Annotated in this window: 15 protein-coding genes; 7 read left to right on the forward strand and 8 right to left on the reverse strand. The window is 37.0% G+C overall.

Features of this window, described 5'->3' with window-relative positions; all coding sequences use genetic code 11:
* Positions 1 to 90 precede the first annotated feature (90 nt).
* From purU to PXG98_RS08455, 3 genes are all read left to right on the forward strand, one after another.
* Complete coding sequence (gene purU / locus PXG98_RS08445) at positions 91 to 939, forward strand: formyltetrahydrofolate deformylase (RefSeq protein WP_276390278.1); 849 nt, start codon at positions 91 to 93, stop codon at positions 937 to 939.
* A gap of 71 nt (positions 940 to 1,010) precedes the next feature.
* Positions 1,011 to 1,982 (forward strand): carbohydrate kinase family protein, encoded by a 972-nt coding sequence (locus tag PXG98_RS08450; RefSeq protein WP_276390280.1) that lies wholly within the window; start codon positions 1,011 to 1,013, stop codon positions 1,980 to 1,982.
* 397 nt (positions 1,983 to 2,379) lie between these two features.
* A complete protein-coding gene (locus tag PXG98_RS08455; RefSeq protein ID WP_276390281.1) occupies positions 2,380 to 2,649 on the forward strand; it encodes a hypothetical protein in 270 nt (89 codons plus the stop codon).
* A 13-nt stretch (positions 2,650 to 2,662) separates the two neighbouring features.
* Here PXG98_RS08455 and pyrF read toward each other — a convergent pair whose 3' ends face one another.
* The 6 genes from pyrF to PXG98_RS08485 form a co-directional block, all read right to left on the reverse strand.
* Positions 2,663 to 3,472 carry an orotidine-5'-phosphate decarboxylase gene (pyrF, locus tag PXG98_RS08460; protein WP_276390282.1) on the reverse strand — a complete coding sequence of 270 codons (810 nt, stop codon included), beginning with the start codon at positions 3,470 to 3,472 and terminating at the stop codon, positions 2,663 to 2,665.
* Positions 3,473 to 3,480: 8 nt separating this feature from the next.
* Positions 3,481 to 4,557 carry a peptide chain release factor 1 gene (gene prfA, locus PXG98_RS08465; protein WP_276390284.1) on the reverse strand — a complete coding sequence of 359 codons (1,077 nt, stop codon included), beginning with the start codon at positions 4,555 to 4,557 and terminating at the stop codon, positions 3,481 to 3,483.
* 91 nt (positions 4,558 to 4,648) lie between these two features.
* Positions 4,649 to 5,647 carry an FAD:protein FMN transferase gene (locus tag PXG98_RS08470; RefSeq protein WP_276390285.1) on the reverse strand — a complete coding sequence of 333 codons (999 nt, stop codon included), beginning with the start codon at positions 5,645 to 5,647 and terminating at the stop codon, positions 4,649 to 4,651.
* Positions 5,648 to 5,771: 124 nt separating this feature from the next.
* Positions 5,772 to 6,203, reverse strand: a complete 432-nt coding sequence (locus PXG98_RS08475; protein ID WP_276390287.1) for a QcrA and Rieske domain-containing protein — start codon at positions 6,201 to 6,203, stop codon at positions 5,772 to 5,774.
* A 100-nt stretch (positions 6,204 to 6,303) separates the two neighbouring features.
* A complete protein-coding gene (locus PXG98_RS08480; protein WP_276390288.1) occupies positions 6,304 to 7,482 on the reverse strand; it encodes an AIR synthase related protein in 1,179 nt (392 codons plus the stop codon).
* 72 nt (positions 7,483 to 7,554) lie between these two features.
* Positions 7,555 to 9,741 (reverse strand): glutamine synthetase III family protein, encoded by a 2,187-nt coding sequence (locus PXG98_RS08485; protein ID WP_276390290.1) that lies wholly within the window; start codon positions 9,739 to 9,741, stop codon positions 7,555 to 7,557.
* A gap of 209 nt (positions 9,742 to 9,950) precedes the next feature.
* On the opposite strand from PXG98_RS08485, the gene PXG98_RS08490 reads away from it, so the two are divergent.
* Positions 9,951 to 10,961, forward strand: a complete 1,011-nt coding sequence (locus PXG98_RS08490; protein WP_276390292.1) for a glutamine synthetase beta-grasp domain-containing protein — start codon at positions 9,951 to 9,953, stop codon at positions 10,959 to 10,961.
* A 78-nt stretch (positions 10,962 to 11,039) separates the two neighbouring features.
* On the opposite strand, the gene PXG98_RS08495 is transcribed toward PXG98_RS08490, so the two are convergent.
* A complete protein-coding gene (locus PXG98_RS08495; protein WP_276390293.1) occupies positions 11,040 to 11,978 on the reverse strand; it encodes a calcium/sodium antiporter in 939 nt (312 codons plus the stop codon).
* A gap of 197 nt (positions 11,979 to 12,175) precedes the next feature.
* On the opposite strand from PXG98_RS08495, the gene PXG98_RS08500 reads away from it, so the two are divergent.
* From PXG98_RS08500 to PXG98_RS16520, 3 genes are all read left to right on the forward strand, one after another.
* Positions 12,176 to 12,535 (forward strand): BlaI/MecI/CopY family transcriptional regulator, encoded by a 360-nt coding sequence (locus PXG98_RS08500; protein ID WP_276390294.1) that lies wholly within the window; start codon positions 12,176 to 12,178, stop codon positions 12,533 to 12,535.
* Positions 12,536 to 14,200, forward strand: coding sequence for a M56 family metallopeptidase (locus PXG98_RS08505; protein WP_276390295.1), 1,665 nt, complete (start codon positions 12,536 to 12,538; stop codon positions 14,198 to 14,200).
* 503 nt (positions 14,201 to 14,703) lie between these two features.
* On the forward strand, positions 14,704 to 14,856 hold the full coding sequence (locus tag PXG98_RS16520; protein WP_276390296.1) for an SsrA-binding protein: 153 nt from the start codon (positions 14,704 to 14,706) through the stop codon (positions 14,854 to 14,856).
* Here the strand turns inward: PXG98_RS16520 and PXG98_RS08515 are convergent.
* Positions 14,853 to 15,365 carry an adenine phosphoribosyltransferase gene (locus PXG98_RS08515; protein WP_276390297.1) on the reverse strand — a complete coding sequence of 171 codons (513 nt, stop codon included), beginning with the start codon at positions 15,363 to 15,365 and terminating at the stop codon, positions 14,853 to 14,855. The two genes, PXG98_RS16520 and PXG98_RS08515, sit on opposite strands and share 4 nt — an antisense overlap.
* Positions 15,366 to 15,442: the final 77 nt, after the last annotated feature.

Consider the following 15,442-nt stretch of genomic DNA (forward strand, 5'->3'; position numbering starts at 1 on the left):
GAATTGATTCTTCTGTCTATTTTGAAAAAATTCAAGACAAAAAGGTACATACGACATCTATTGTCTAAATTTACCACCAAATTTTGTGCATTGAGAACAACTTTACTCATAAATTGCCCCGACCAAAAAGGGATTATAAGCAGTGTTACCACCTTTATTCAAAAAAAAGAGGGAAATATTATCTATTTGGATCAGCATGTGGATAAAGAATTAGGCGTCTTCTTTATGCGTTTAGAAAGTGATTTTGAGGAGGAAGTGTTTCCAGAACATTTTAAAGATCAGTTTGAGCTTGAAATTGCCAAACCCTACCAGATGAAATGGAGTATGCATATGGAGGAGGTAAAACCTCGAATGGCTATTTTCGTTTCCAAATACAATCACTGTTTATACGATTTACTGAGTCGCTATAAATCTGGTGAATTAGAAGTAGATATTCCTTTTATAATTAGTAACCACGAACAAGCCAAGAGTATTGCAGCCCAATTTGAGATTCCATTTTATCATATTCCAGTAAGCAAAGATACAAAGGCAGTAGCGGAGGCTGAGCAACTAAGGCTATTGCAATTAAAACAAATAGATTTTATTGTTTTAGCGCGCTATATGCAAATAGTGAGTAAAACAATTATTGCGCATTATCCCAATAAGATTATTAACATTCATCATTCCTTTCTTCCTGCATTTGCAGGTGCCAAACCGTACCACGCAGCTTTTAAAAGAGGAGTGAAAATAATTGGAGCGACAAGTCATTATGTCACAGAAGAACTAGATGCAGGTCCGATTATTGAACAAGACGTAACTACCGTTTCGCACGCTCATAGGGTAAAAGACTTTATTGCAAAGGGCAGGGATTTAGAGAAAATTGTGCTTTCGCGAGCGGTTGAATTGCATATTAAGCGGAAGACCATGGTCTATCATAATAAAACAGTAATCTTCTCTTAGGCTTAATTTTAAGTTTTTAATTGCCGGTTAATATTTAGTATCTTAACCTCACGAACAAATTTAAACTATCTATGATTAAGATTGCCGTTTTGGGCCCTATTCCAAGGGACACTATATATACCTATCAAAATGAAGTAATACGGAAATATGGCTGTGTAACCCATCCGGTAATTGCCCTCTCTAAATTACTTGGCGATAAGGGTGAGGTAATACCAGTTTCTAAAATTCATAAAAAAGATCATAGTGGTATTATGGATGTTTTTAATCCCTACCCAAATATCAATACAGACCATGTAGATTCTAGTTCAAATCGGGGAACCGTTATTGAGCTCAAGTTTTTAGATCAGAACAATCGTTTAGAGAAACAAACGGCTTGTATGCAACCCATTTTACCTGAGGATGTATCTGATTTACAAAATGTTAATGCCTTTGTTTTTGTTCCTATCACGGACTTTGAAATTTCACTAAGCACTTTAAAATATTTAAAAGAGAATTCAGAAGGTGTTATAATTTTTGATGCACATGGGCCAACCACTACCATGAGTATGACAGGGGATCGCTACCGCAAGTTCTGGGTAGACATGGACGAATGGTTGCCCTATATTGATATTCTTAAAATGAATCTTGAAGAGTCCCAGGTGTGTTGGTTTAAGGATGAATACGAAGCAGAAGAAATGAGTAGTTATGATGAAGAAAAAACAGACCATATGGATGATATGGCGGCTCATGTTCTTCAAAAAGGCGTATCTTACTTTTACGTAACTCTAGACTCTCGGGGGTGTGTACTTTACTATTTGGAAAAAGGAAAAGTGGTAAAAACATTTATCAAGTCGGTCTTTATGAAAGATGTCATAGACACCACAGGCTGTGGAGATTCTTTTGCGGGAGGATTAGCCTATGGGTTTTCCAAATACAATGACCCGGTAAAAGCAGCACAATATGCAAATACCCTAGGAGCTCTCAGAACCCAAGGCAAAACCTTTGATGTTTTTAGAAACAAGACGGAAACCGAAAAAATAATTGAACGGCATTATTCTGAATAATCACCTTTTGTCAGGTATATCTTTTTATCTCAACTATCTATTTAAAGCGGTGAATTCCCACAATATTATGAGCAATTTCTCGTTAAGAATCTATAGGGTAACACCCTTCTTATGGCACCTTTAATAAATCGAAGTAGCGATTTTAAAGGAACTATTTTGAGTTAGTATTTTTTTGAGTTATTTAGTTTTAACCGGTGGAAACACCGGTTTTTTTTATTTAGTAAATTCCCGAATATCTAATTATGGGGATTTAATAAGAAGCTTCTCAACGGAGAATTTACTCTCTTCATCTTCTTGAATAGAGGTTGGCCTATTGTCTATTTCATTAAAAAGCCATAGAATTTACAGTAAAAATGTAATCGAAAGGTTAAAAAAAAGTCAAATCAACTGATTTTTCATGGAATACATAGAAAGAAAACATCCAAACCTCCCTTTCGGCCGTATATTTGGAAGAACAAAGAATGTGATCATGAACAATCAACATTGCAAAGTGGGTTCAATTACCCCAATCACCCAGACGCAGCATGCTTTCTCCCTTATGGAGTATCAGTATCAGAATTTTCTAGAAAAGGCTTCGGATTTAAAATATTCCGATGACAAACTTGCCGCTTTTTTTGAGTTAAAAGCTCGAAAACTAAAAAAGTTGCTAGAGAACTTTGTACAGTAATCTTTAAAGGGCGTTAAAGGTAAACAGCCATTTGGTCTCTGAGTAATTGAGCCTTTTGCGAAGCTTTTATGGAGAAATCTTGTCCTTGCGAGGCATAAATAATTCCTCTGGAAGAGTTTATAAGAAGTCCAATTTGTGCATTTAAGCCATGTTTACAGACCTCTTGCAAACTGCCACCTTGGGCACCCACTCCTGGCACCAATAAGAAATTATTTGGTACAATTTTCCTTATGTCTGCAATGTATTCGGCCTTAGTGGCTCCTACGACATACATTAGGTTTTCAGAATTTTCGTATCGTTTAGAAACTTCCAAGACCTCTTCATAAAGATAGTGATCTCCCATTTTTTTTGTTTGAAAATCAAAGGCTCCTTTGTTAGAGGTTAAAGCTAATAGTATTGTATGCTTCTCTTTGAATGCTAAAAACGGTTCTATAGAATCCTTTCCCATATACGGAGCAACTGTAATTGAATCGAAGCCCATCCCGTTAAAAAATGCCTCTGCATAACGCGAGGCAGTATTTCCAATATCCCCTCTTTTCGCATCGGCTATTGTAAATATATTTGGGAAATTGCTGTTTAGATAGTCCATTGTCTTTTCTAAAGCTTTCCAACCTTTTAAGCCATAGGCTTCATAAAAAGCCATATTGGGCTTGTAAGCCACACAAAGATTATGGGTTGCATCAATTATAGCCTTATTAAATGAAAAAATGGGATCTTCCTCTTTTAACAGATGCGGAGGGATTTTTTCGAGGTCCGTATCCAATCCAATACATAAAAAAGATTTCTTCTCTCTTATTTGGGCAACTAAAGCTTCATTGGTCATAGTATAAGTTAAAAAATCTCAGAAGCCTCTTTTAGTTTTTCCGTGTTTTCAACCAACATAAGCTCATCAATTATTTTTTGAACATCTCCGTTAATTATATTCTGCAAGTCGTATAGAGTAAGTCCAATACGGTGATCCGTAACACGACCCTGCGGGTAATTATAGGTTCTAATTTTTGCTGACCTATCACCGCTGCTTACTTGAGAATTTCTTTTGGCGGCATCTTCCTCTTGCTTTTTGGCCAACTCCATGTCATAAAGACGAGATCGTAATACCCTGAAGGCTTTGTCTTTATTCTTATGCTGCGACTTTTCGTCCTGACATTGGGCAACTAAACCAGTAGGAATATGTGTAAGCCTTACAGCCGAATAGGTTGTGTTAACCGACTGACCCCCTGGACCAGAAGAGCAAAAGAAGTCTATGCGCACATCCTTTGGATCAATCTGTACATCAAAATCTTCCGCCTCGGGTAAGACCATCACCGTAGCGGCACTGGTATGTACTCTGCCCTGGGTCTCTGTTTGGGGTACTCTCTGAACTCTATGAACTCCGGCCTCAAACTTTAAAGTACCATAAACATCTTCTCCGTTAACTTCAAATTGAATTTCCTTATAGCCTCCACTCGTACCCTCACTTAGGTCAATAATATTTGTTTTCCATCCTTTAGATTCACAGTATTTGGCATACATCCTATATAAATCTCCTGCAAATATACTGGCTTCATCCCCTCCGGTTCCGGCTCTAATTTCCATTACCACATTCTTCTCATCCTCCGGATCTTTTGGTATCAGAAGAAGCTTAATCTCCTCTTCCAAAGCAGGCATAGCACTCTTAGCTTCATCTAGCTGTAGCTTAGCCATTTCCACCATTTCCTCATCACTACCATCGGCAATGATCTCCTCGGCTTCCGAAATATTATTTGTTAATTCAAGATACCGTTCACGTTTATCTACTAATAGACGTAAGTCCTTGTACTCTTTATTAAGTCTTACATAACGCTTTTGATCACTAATTATGTCTGGCTGAATAATCAGGTCAGAAACCTCATCAAAGCGTTGTTTTACAATATTTAACTTATCTAACATATACCTTCCTTAGGAATGCGAATTTACAACTTTTTTAACGTCTATAATCGGAGATTCAGGCAAGAAATAGGCAAATTAAAAAATTGATTTGTTATTTAGTTGTTTTGAGAAGGAGTCCGCTACTAGTATCAATTCTATTAAAATTATCAACAATTATAACTTCAATTCCACCTAATTGGTTTATAAGCGCCAGACCTCGTTCCTTTCCCATTACATATACTGCTGTGGCTAAAGCATCGCATAGTTCAGCGCTTTTTGAAAAAACAGTGACTTTCTTTATACCAGTGCTGGGATATCCAGATAATGGATCCAGATAATGCGAGTACTTCTTTCCTCTAAAAGTGATATACTTCTGGTATATTCCACTAATGGAAACGGAAGACTCTACCAACGGTAACCAGGTAAAAAACCGACTATCCCTATCGGGGTTATCTACACCAATAAGCCATTTTTCACCTGTCGATTTTGTCCCCCATGTTGTTATATCGCCGCCGGCATTTATCATTCCCCCAGGAACTTGCTTAGACATTAATAGTTCTTTTACTTTATCGGCCGCAAAACCTTTACCTATACCGCCAAAACCAATTTTCATGCCTTTCTCCTTTAAATAAACACTATGGTTCTGTTTGTTTAGCACTATGCTTTTATAGCCTACTCGGGAAACGCCATCACTAATTTTCTCCGGACTTGGAAAAGATGTCATTCTACCATCAAAGTCCCATATCTTATCCATAGACGCAACACTAATATCGAACATCCCTGAAGTTAATTCCGAAATTTGCACGGCTCTTTCAATAAGCGCATACAGTTCATAGTCTACAATCACAGGCTTAATTCCTGCGCTTCTGTTAATTTCAGAAGTTTGTGACATAGGGTCCCATGAGGAGATTAGTCTTTCGAGGCGCCTAATTTCGGCAATTGCCTCTTCAATATTGATATAGCCTATTTCTTCATTGGAGGCTACTACTGTTATCTCAAAAGAAGAACCCATGAGGGTGAGAGCTCTCTTCACCGTGACAAATCTTTTTTGTTGCGCGGTACCGGAAAACCCAAAAAAAAGGGACAATATGAGAACAAGTCCTATCCTCATAAAGTAGCCGGATCTTTAAAATAAAGCATCCATAAGCTACCTAATGTTGTTAAAAGGAGAATGCCATAAATAGGAGATAAGAATTTGGGGGTATTCTTCATAAGGACTGCAAATAAGTAATTAATTACTCAAATACCCTCAAAATATTTCCATTAAGCTCTGTATTGAATATTTTAAGAGGATTATTTGTAATAGTATTTAAGGGCGTTCCGTTCTGATCAAATTCAGAACCATGGGTAGAGCATCTAAAAATACCCCCATTAGATTCTATAAAACGTACTTGATCCGTTTGTTGGTGGCTGCATATCTGGCTTGCGGCGACAAACTGCCCTGTTAAATTCTTTACCACAACTATGTCGTTCTTTAAAATATAACCCCCGTTCTCTGCCAAAGGTGCTCCTTCAGCAGATTCTAGATCAACTGTAAAATCTACTCCTTCTGGGATGGGAATAACCGGCCCTTCGCCATCATCACTAGAACATCCCTGTAGGCAAGGGAAAGTTATTGCAAAAGCCGCACCAGCACCAAGACTTCTTAAAAATTGTTTTCTTTCCATGATAATTTTTCTTACTCTTATTGAAAGGGGTAGTCAAAAACAGATATATCCCTTAAAATATTATTACTAAAAGAACGTATTTTAGGAAGGAATCGTATGTTTAATATTCAAAGGTCCCGTAGGTACTTTTTATCGTAAGTTTTTTAGTTGTACTAGCCTCTACTCTACCAATAATTCTGGCTTCTACCCCTAAGGCTTCCGAAATAGACATAATATCGGCAGCAATATTTTCATTTACATAGAGCTCCATTCTATGACCGCAATTAAATACCTGATACATTTCTCTCCATGCGGTATTTGATTCCTCTTGAATAAGCTTAAAAAGAGGAGGAACATCGAACATATTGTCTTTTACTATATGCAGCTGGTCTATAAAATGTAAAATCTTGGTTTGAGCCCCGCCACTGCAGTGGACCATTCCATGAATATCCGAAGCATCGTATTTTTCTAAGATATTCTTTATCACGGGAGCATAGGTCCTAGTAGGTGACAAAACCAACTTACCAGCATTAAGCGGTGCATCTTTTATAGTATCGGTTAGTTTTACTTTGCCAGAGTAAACTAGTTCTTCGGGGATTTGTGCATCGTAGCTCTCAGGATACTTTTCGGCTAAATATTTGGAAAACACATCGTGTCTGGCAGAAGTAAGTCCATTACTACCCATACCACCGTTGTATTCTTCTTCGTACTTTGCCTGTCCAAAAGAGGCCAAACCAACAATTACATCCCCTGCTTTTATATTTGCATTATCAATAACTTCGCTCCTCTTAATACGGGCTGTTACTGTAGAATCAACTATTATGGTTCTCACTAAATCCCCAACATCAGCAGTTTCTCCTCCAGTAGAGTAGATAAATATGCCATATTTGGCCAGGTCAGCAATTAACTCTTCAGTTCCGTTAATTAGGGCAGCAATGACCTCTCCAGGAATTAGGTTTTTATTCCTACCAATGGTAGAAGACAACATTATGTTATCGGTAACACCTACACAGAGTAGGTCGTCTAAATTCATTACTAAAGCATCCTGGGCTATTCCTTTCCAAACAGAGAGATCCCCAGTTTCTTTCCAGTACATATAGGCCAAAGCCGATTTGGTTCCTGCACCGTCTGCATGCATTACCAAACAATACGCATCATCTCTGGTAAGATCGTCCCTAACAATCTTACAAAAGGCTTTAGGAAATAATCCTTTATCAATATTTTTTATAGCATTGTGAACATCTTCTTTGGAAGCCGAAACTCCTCTTTGATCATAACGTTTGCTAGCCGAAGAATCCATTTAATTAGGGTTTTGGCAAAAATAGACAAACCTTTAAAAAATTAAGGAGTGAAGTGCACAATTAATTACAAATTATTTAATGTAGAGGAGTTCATGGTATTTTGCAAGGGGCCAGGAAGCATCTTCAACTAATTGTTCCAACTTATCGCTGTGGTATCTAATTTTTTCAAAATACGGTTTTACATTATCCCCGTAGGCAAAGGCTTTTTTATTTACATCCTTTATGCCATTAGCACTTTTTCTGGCGTTTGTCATATCATCGGTAAGGCCTTTAAGAGCTACTAAATGTTCTGAAATCTGTTCTATAAGGGTAAGTCGAGATTCAGATAGTTTCTTGTGAGCAGCCCCATAGATTTCTTTTAGACCAATGACATTCTGGATAAGCTTATTTTGATAGGCAACCGTTGCTGGTAAAATATAGTTATATACTAGTTCATTAAATACTCTTCCCTCAATTTGTGTTTGTAGAATAAAGGTTTCCAATTCCACTTCTTTTCTCGCCTCTACTTCCACTTTACTCATTACCTCTAGGTCATCAAACAATTTTAGACTTTCCACAGAAGTTAGTACTTGTAGTGCCGAAGGAGTATTTTTATTATTACTTAATTTGCGTTTTGCTGCTTCCTTTTCCCACTCCAGACTATAGCCATCCCCATCAAATCTTATCCTTTTGGAGGATTTTATATACTCCCTCAAAATATTGAAAACCGCCTCATCTTTTTTAAGGTTCTTCTTATTTATTAAAACATCTACTTCCTTTTTAAAATCGATTAATTGTTTGGCAACAATGGTATTAAGTACCGTCATTGGTTTTGCGCAATTCGTCTTGGACCCAACTCCCCTCATTTCGAATTTATTCCCTGTAAAGGCAAAAGGAGAAGTCCTATTTCTATCTGTATTGTCTAAGAGGATTTCAGGTATTTTCCCAACTACATTTAGTTTTAACTCTGTTTTCTCTTCTGGAGATAATTTTCCTTTAGAAACTCCTTCTAACTCATCCAGAACATTGCTTAATTGTGTTCCAATAAAAACAGATAGGATAGCTGGGGGGGCCTCATTTGCACCCAGTCGATAATCATTGCTAGCAGAGGCAATGGAAGATCTTAATAAAGACTCATAAGTATCCACTGCTTTGATGGTATTTACAAAAAAGGTTAAGAATTGTAGGTTTTTCATTGGTGTAGAACCCGGACTTAATAGATTAACTCCGGTGTCTGTTGCCAGAGACCAATTATTGTGTTTACCCGAACCATTTATTCCAGCGAAAGGTTTTTCATGAAAAAGCACTTTTAAACGATGGCGATCAGCTACCTTTTCCATCACATCCATCAACAATAAGTTATGATCTACTGCGAGGTTAGCCTCTTCATATACCGGCGCCAGTTCAAACTGATTTGGTGCCACCTCATTATGTCTGGTTTTAATGGGTATCCCCAAGGTCAGACACTGCTTTTCCAAATCGCTCATAAAGTTAATCGCCCTGGTAGGAATTACACCAAAATAATGATCGTCTAGTTGTTGCCCCTTTGCAGGTAGGTGCCCTACTAGTGTTCTTCCTGTTAAAATTAGGTCTGGTCTTGAATTTGCCAGTGCCTTGTCTACCAGAAAGTATTCCTGTTCCCATCCAAGGGTAGCATATACTTTAGATACATTCTTGTCAAAGTACTTCGCTACATTGGTTGCGGCTATATCAATGGCGTGCAGTGCCCTTAATAATGGTGCCTTATTATCTAAAGCTTCTCCCGTATACGAAACAAAAACTGTTGGAATACATAGAGTTGATCCGTATACAAAAGCCGGAGATGTCGGATCCCAAGCGGTATAACCCCTTGCCTCAAATGTATTTCTTATTCCCCCACTTGGAAAGCTCGATGCATCTGGCTCCTGCTGTACTAGTTGAGAGCCACCAAATTTCTCAACTGCTCTACCATCAGGTATTAAATCAAAAAAGGCATCGTGTTTCTCTGCCGTTGCACCAGTTAGGGGCTGAAACCAGTGTGTATAGTGCGTAGCTCCCATAGAGATAGCCCAAGCCTTCATAGCTTCAGCTACCTGGTCGGCTATTTTTCTATCTATTTTAGAACCCGATAAAATAGCATCATTTACCCTTTTATAGGCCTCTTTTGTAAGATATTGTAACATCCGCTCTTCATTAAAAACGTTTGTTCCAAACAATTCCGACCGCCTTCCATGGTCCTCGAGTGCCAATGCTGTTCTTTTAGTACTTTCAGCAACTGCTTCAAATCTATTTATAGCCATAAACAAGAAATTAATTGTAGACCAAAGATAAATTAAACAATTAATAGAAAATGGCAAAAAATATGATAATTTTTCAAAATACCCTTAAAAAAAAGGGGGTGTTAATAATTATACCATTTTTTTTCATATTTACCCCTTACATTGTTATGGCAATAGCAATAAAAAATATATTTTTGAAGGTCTTATTTTTATTAAAAATTCTTGTTATTATGAGCAAATCAAAATTAGAATACATTTGGTTAGATGGGTATGAGCCCACTGCCAACTTACGAAGTAAAACCAAAGTTGAAGAAGATTTCAGTGGAAAATTAGAGGATTGCCCCATGTGGTCTTTTGATGGTAGTTCTACCCAGCAGGCAGAGGGAGGATCCTCTGACTGTCTTTTAAAACCAGTTGCTATTTATCCAGATCCTGCCAGAAAAGATGGATTCCTAGTTATGACGGAGGTTTTAAATGCTGATGGTAGTCCGCATGCTTCCAATGGCCGTGCCACCATTGATGATGATGACAATGATTTCTGGTTTGGTTTTGAACAGGAGTATTTTATTATGGATGTCGAAACTCAATTACCATTAGGATTCCCAATTGGTGGATACCCGGGCCCACAGGGTCTTTACTATTGTTCCGTAGGTGGAAGAAATACTTGGGGACGAGATTTAGTTGAGGAACACGCTGATCAATGTATAGAGGCTGGTCTGAATTTTGAAGGTATTAACCAAGAAGTTGCTGCCGGACAATGGGAATTTCAATTATTTGCAAAAGGCGCTAAAAAAGCTGGAGACGAAATTTGGATTGCACGATATTTACTTAATCGTCTTACCGAGAGCTATGGCTACTATATAGAGCTTCATCCGAAACCTGTTAAAGGAGACTGGAATGGTTCAGGAATGCACGCAAATTTTTCCAATACTACTTTGAGAACTTGTGGCTCTCAAGAAACTTATGAAAAAATATGTGAAGCTTTTAGACCTGTGACCAAAGAGCATATAGCTGTATATGGTGAGTTTAACGATCAAAGGCTAACAGGCCTGCACGAAACTGCTGCTATTACCGATTTTAGTTATGGTGTTTCCGATAGAGGAGCTTCAATTAGAATTCCTATAATGACCGTAGAAAAAGGATGGAAAGGCTGGTTAGAAGATAGAAGACCTGCATCTAACGGAGATCCTTACAAAATTGCAGGAAGAATCATCAAAACTGTAAAATCAGTAGAAGTTTAAATAAAGCCTACAAGAGAGAACAGTAAGAAAAACGCTTTGACGCTGTCAAGGCGTTTTTTTACACCTCAATTTCATACCCTAGCTGAGGGTAAAGTATATAAAGGAAATATATACCCCAATTAATACGATCCCGTCTCTCCATCCAAGGCGTAGTCCTTTTGGGAAAAAAACCAGGGGTAAAATAAGGAATGAAATGCCTAGCATCCACCAAATATCATTGGAAAGGAGTTGCTGATCAATAACATAGATTGGGGTTATTAATGAAGTAATTCCTAAAACTGCCAAAAGATTAAAAATATTAGAGCCAATTAAATTGCCAAGAGAGATAGCTTTCTCCTTTTTTACTATGGCAATAATGGAAGCCGCCAATTCGGGTATACTGGTGCCAATAGACACTACGGTAATACCAATAACTCGCTCACTCACTTCGTAGAAAGTAGCCATCCCTACAGCCCCGGAGACTAACAATTCTGATCCACTCCACAAACCGGCTCCCCCGAGGCCCAAGAATAATACAGCCTCGTATAGCCGCATGGGCTTATCATCTAAATGTTCCTCTTCTACGACAGCAGATTTTTGAAATTTGAGTAAAAAAACCAAAAACAGGAAAAGGAATAAAACCATTATACCCCCTTCATAAGCCTCCAACACCCCGTCAAAATATAGGAAAATAAAAAAGAGTAAACTTGCAGCCATCATTACAGGCCAATCCGTGACATAAAAGTTTTTTCGAACTTCTATAGTGCCCAACAAGACCACCACCGCCAACACCAAACCCAAGTTGGCAATATTGGAGCCAACTACATTGCCCAAAGCCAAATCCGGAAAACCGTCTAGAGCAGCATTGATGCTAACAATAAGTTCGGGAGCCGAAGTGGCAAAAGAAACAATGGTCATCCCAATAATTATTCTAGAAATCCTAAGTCGAAGTGAAAATGCTACTGCAGCTTTCAAAAGCCAGTTACCACCTAAGATGAGCAAGGCTAAACCCAAACCAATAAACAACAAGTTGAACATATAGGATGTTTTTAACAAATATAAGGGAATCCACCATGTGCCGGTTGCCTCTCCAATTAAAAAAGAAACGAACGTAAACTTTCATTCATCACTAAATTGCTGGGAGTGTTAATATAAACCAAAAATATAGTTAAATAACTATATTTATAGTTGAATAACTATTATTTTAGTAGTATGTTTGAATCAAATCTATAGTTATGCTCCGACTTACTAATAAAGAAGAGGAAATAATGAAGATCATTTGGCGACTAAATAAAGTCTTTGTCAAAGAGATAAAGGCCGAAATGAAAGAAGAGGCCCCTCACTATAATACCCTATCTACTATTGTTAGAAATTTAGAAGAAAAGGGGTTTGTGGGTCATGAAGCCTTTGGCAACACCCATCGTTATTTTCCAATAATCCCCAAAGAGTCTTACAGAAAACGCTTTATAAACAATTCACTGGTAGCGTATTACGATAATTCCTATAAGAATATGGTGTCCTATTTTGCCAAAGAACAGAAGATATCGATTGAAGAATTAAAAGAAATCATTGCCTTAATTGAAAAAGACAAATAAATGGAAATTGTTTTAATTCATCTGACAAAAGCAGCGGTAATTCTAAGTCTCTTTTATCTAGTGTATCAGTTATTATTAAAAATGGAGACTTTCTATGTTTTTAACAGGATCTTTTTGCTAATTGGTTTAATCGTAGCTTTTGCCTTACCCTTTATACGTATTAACTCCTATGAAGAGGTCTCTAGTATTGTCCTTGAACCAATGGAATTAGTAAGTATTAATGAAAGTTCAAATGCTCTTACAACTATGAACTGGACGGGCATTCTCTTTTATATATATATCCTAGGTGCCTTATTATTAGTGTTTAGAATGGGCCTACAATTGATGTCTATCCGAAAGGTAATAAAGTGCAGCCATAAAATTAAAAAGGATGGTTTTTATTTGATAGAAAGTCAAGAGAAGACGGCTCCATTTTCCTTTTTTAAATATATATTTTACAATCCGCAAAACTATAGTCAGGAAGAGCTTGAAGCAATCCTGAAACACGAAAAAGCACATAGTGCACAGTGGCATTCTTTAGATCTTCTTTTAGCCCATATTACCAATATCCTCATGTGGATAAATCCATTTAGTTGGTTATACAAAAAAACCATAGAACACAATCTGGAATTTTTGGCAGACCAAACAGCCATTCAAACCATAGCATCCAGTAAAACTTATAAATACACACTTCTAAAAGTATCAGGCAATAATTTTATTTCATCCATCACTAATAATTTCTACAATTCATTAATCAAAAAACGAATAGTTATGTTACACAAATCAAAATCGAATCAAACAAAAGCTTTAAAAGCATTAGTTATGCTTCCATTATTGGCAGTCTTCCTATTAAGTTTTAATACGCGTACCATTTATGTTCCCACTGAACGGCCAATATTACCTAAGTTTAGTATGGCAGAAGGTCAGAGTATTCAATTACGAATCGACAAGAATACCAGTAATGAGGAGTTAGAAGAGATGAAGCAGGACTTAAAAAAGAAAGGTGTAGACTTTTCTTATACGGTAGTGCATAATGAGAAAATGGAAATTATTGAAATCGAAATTGATATGGTAGCTAAGGAGGGAAAAGGTAAGAGTTTCCGAGGTTCCTCTTCCTTTGATAACGAGGGCAAACCTATAGATCCAATTACTGTATTCTATGATGAGGAGAGCAATACTTTTTTTGCAGGGAACAAGGATGCGGAGAAACAAATGAATAAAAATTCTACTTATGAAAAAGCAGATATATACAATGGTCAGGGCACATCCCAGCGTATTGAAATTACCGAGGAAAATGGTAAACGGGTGGTAGTTGTAAATGGAGAAGAAATGCTGGATGAAGATATAAAGATAGTAACCAGTGTTGACAATGATAAGGTTCAGCATATTGTAATAGACGTAGAAGACGATGTGGACTACCATAAGGAAATAATCATCAACGGAGACGAGGAAGTGAAAATAGAAACTAGTGGAGGCGGAAATGTATTTGTATTGGATACCGAAGAAGATGGTAAAAACATGCTTTACCTTCTAAATGGAAAAAAAATAAGCAAGAAAGAGTTTAAGAGCATTGCCGCAGATAAGATTGAAACAATTAGTGTTTATAAAGGAGATAAGGCCAAAGAGAAATATGGTAAGAAAGCTGCAGATGGGGTTGTTGAAATCACGACCAAAAAAGAAAACTAGATCAAAACAAAGCATTTTTTACGTATTATGCATAATGCCGATCCATGTAAATCGGCATTTGTTTTTTAGAATGGTTTTTCCAAAAACAGCCGAAAATCGTGCTTTTTATCCCTTGCCATTCTAAAAACACCTCAAAACAGCCCTACAAATATTACAAATTTTAACGTATAAAATACTTATATGTTACAAATTGTAACTTACAGCAAGGCCCAATGTTTTAATAAGTAGTACTAAGTATTTATATACTTTCAATTTTGTATGTAATTACATTAATAATTGGCAAAATACTTGTTGGCATTAAGTCCTTCTTATATCTTCCCAAAAAGATTTAACAAAAAGAGTTTAAACCACAATAAATACTTATAACTATGATTTCAATTGCTAAAATTTTAATACACCTAATTGTATTACTTTTTTTAATTATCTTATAGGAGTAAATTGGATTAGCTATCTATTAAAATGGCCGTTATTTACGGTCATTTTGTGATTGGAATATATTCTGAATGAAGAAACTATTTTTTAAAACTCTTTCCAGGGCCAACAAAATGCTATTGCCCTCTTATACAAAAAGAAGATTGGATTTAGCGCGGGCATCCAAAATTCAACTGGCTATTATTGGCTGGAGGTATTATATCACTTCAAGAGCCTTGGACTAATATTGTACAAGTGCCTTAACAGGATAGCCGTTTAACTTGGCCGCTCCATTTAAAAATTTTAGTTCTAACAAAAAGTTGCATTGCACTACAATACCCCCCAAACCTTCTATTAACTCTGCCGTGGCCTTTGCAGTGCCTCCCGTAGCTAAGACATCATCGTGTATTAGAATACGCTCTCCTTTCTCTATACTATCGGCATGTATTTCTAGAGCGTCTGTTCCATATTCCAAGGCGTAGACCTTTCTAACTTTTTTATAGGGTAGTTTCCCCGGTTTCCGAACAGGTACAAAACCGGCATCTAAACAAGAGGCTAGCAAAGGTGCAAAGAAAAACCCTCTACTCTCCATCCCAACCACTTTATCAACCTCTACGTTACCTACTAATTCTAGCATGGCCTCTGAAGCAGCCTTTAGTGCTGTCTTATCCTTAAGTAAAGGAGTTATATCTTTAAAAGTTATTCCTTCTATGGGAAAGTTTTGAATATCCCGAACATAATTCTTAAAATCCATATTTACAGCCCTGTTTTATTTTGCCTTAAATTTAAAAAGAAATATATTTGCACCCCGCTAAGAAAAGATTTTAATCA

The sequence above is a fragment of the Eudoraea chungangensis genome, assembly GCF_029360665.1.
Lineage (GTDB): Bacteria > Bacteroidota > Bacteroidia > Flavobacteriales > Flavobacteriaceae > Eudoraea > Eudoraea chungangensis.

Excerpts from the sequence above, each read along its gene's own strand:
- PXG98_RS08450 (WP_276390280.1), top strand. The coding sequence starts at position 1,011 with ATGATTAAGATTGCCGTTTTGGGCCCTATTCCAAGGGACACTATATAT.
- PXG98_RS08455 (WP_276390281.1), top strand. The coding sequence starts at position 2,380 with ATGGAATACATAGAAAGAAAACATCCAAACCTCCCTTTCGGCCGTATA.
- pyrF (WP_276390282.1), bottom strand. The coding sequence starts at position 3,472 with ATGACCAATGAAGCTTTAGTTGCCCAAATAAGAGAGAAGAAATCTTTT.
- prfA (WP_276390284.1), bottom strand. The coding sequence starts at position 4,557 with ATGTTAGATAAGTTAAATATTGTAAAACAACGCTTTGATGAGGTTTCT.
- PXG98_RS08470 (WP_276390285.1), bottom strand. The coding sequence starts at position 5,647 with ATGAGGATAGGACTTGTTCTCATATTGTCCCTTTTTTTTGGGTTTTCC.
- PXG98_RS08475 (WP_276390287.1), bottom strand. The coding sequence starts at position 6,203 with ATGGAAAGAAAACAATTTTTAAGAAGTCTTGGTGCTGGTGCGGCTTTT.
- PXG98_RS08480 (WP_276390288.1), bottom strand. The coding sequence starts at position 7,482 with ATGGATTCTTCGGCTAGCAAACGTTATGATCAAAGAGGAGTTTCGGCT.
- PXG98_RS08485 (WP_276390290.1), bottom strand. The coding sequence starts at position 9,741 with ATGGCTATAAATAGATTTGAAGCAGTTGCTGAAAGTACTAAAAGAACA.
- PXG98_RS08490 (WP_276390292.1), top strand. The coding sequence starts at position 9,951 with ATGAGCAAATCAAAATTAGAATACATTTGGTTAGATGGGTATGAGCCC.
- PXG98_RS08495 (WP_276390293.1), bottom strand. The coding sequence starts at position 11,978 with ATGTTCAACTTGTTGTTTATTGGTTTGGGTTTAGCCTTGCTCATCTTA.
- PXG98_RS08500 (WP_276390294.1), top strand. The coding sequence starts at position 12,176 with ATGCTCCGACTTACTAATAAAGAAGAGGAAATAATGAAGATCATTTGG.
- PXG98_RS08505 (WP_276390295.1), top strand. The coding sequence starts at position 12,536 with ATGGAAATTGTTTTAATTCATCTGACAAAAGCAGCGGTAATTCTAAGT.
- PXG98_RS16520 (WP_276390296.1), top strand. The coding sequence starts at position 14,704 with ATGAAGAAACTATTTTTTAAAACTCTTTCCAGGGCCAACAAAATGCTA.
- PXG98_RS08515 (WP_276390297.1), bottom strand. The coding sequence starts at position 15,365 with ATGGATTTTAAGAATTATGTTCGGGATATTCAAAACTTTCCCATAGAA.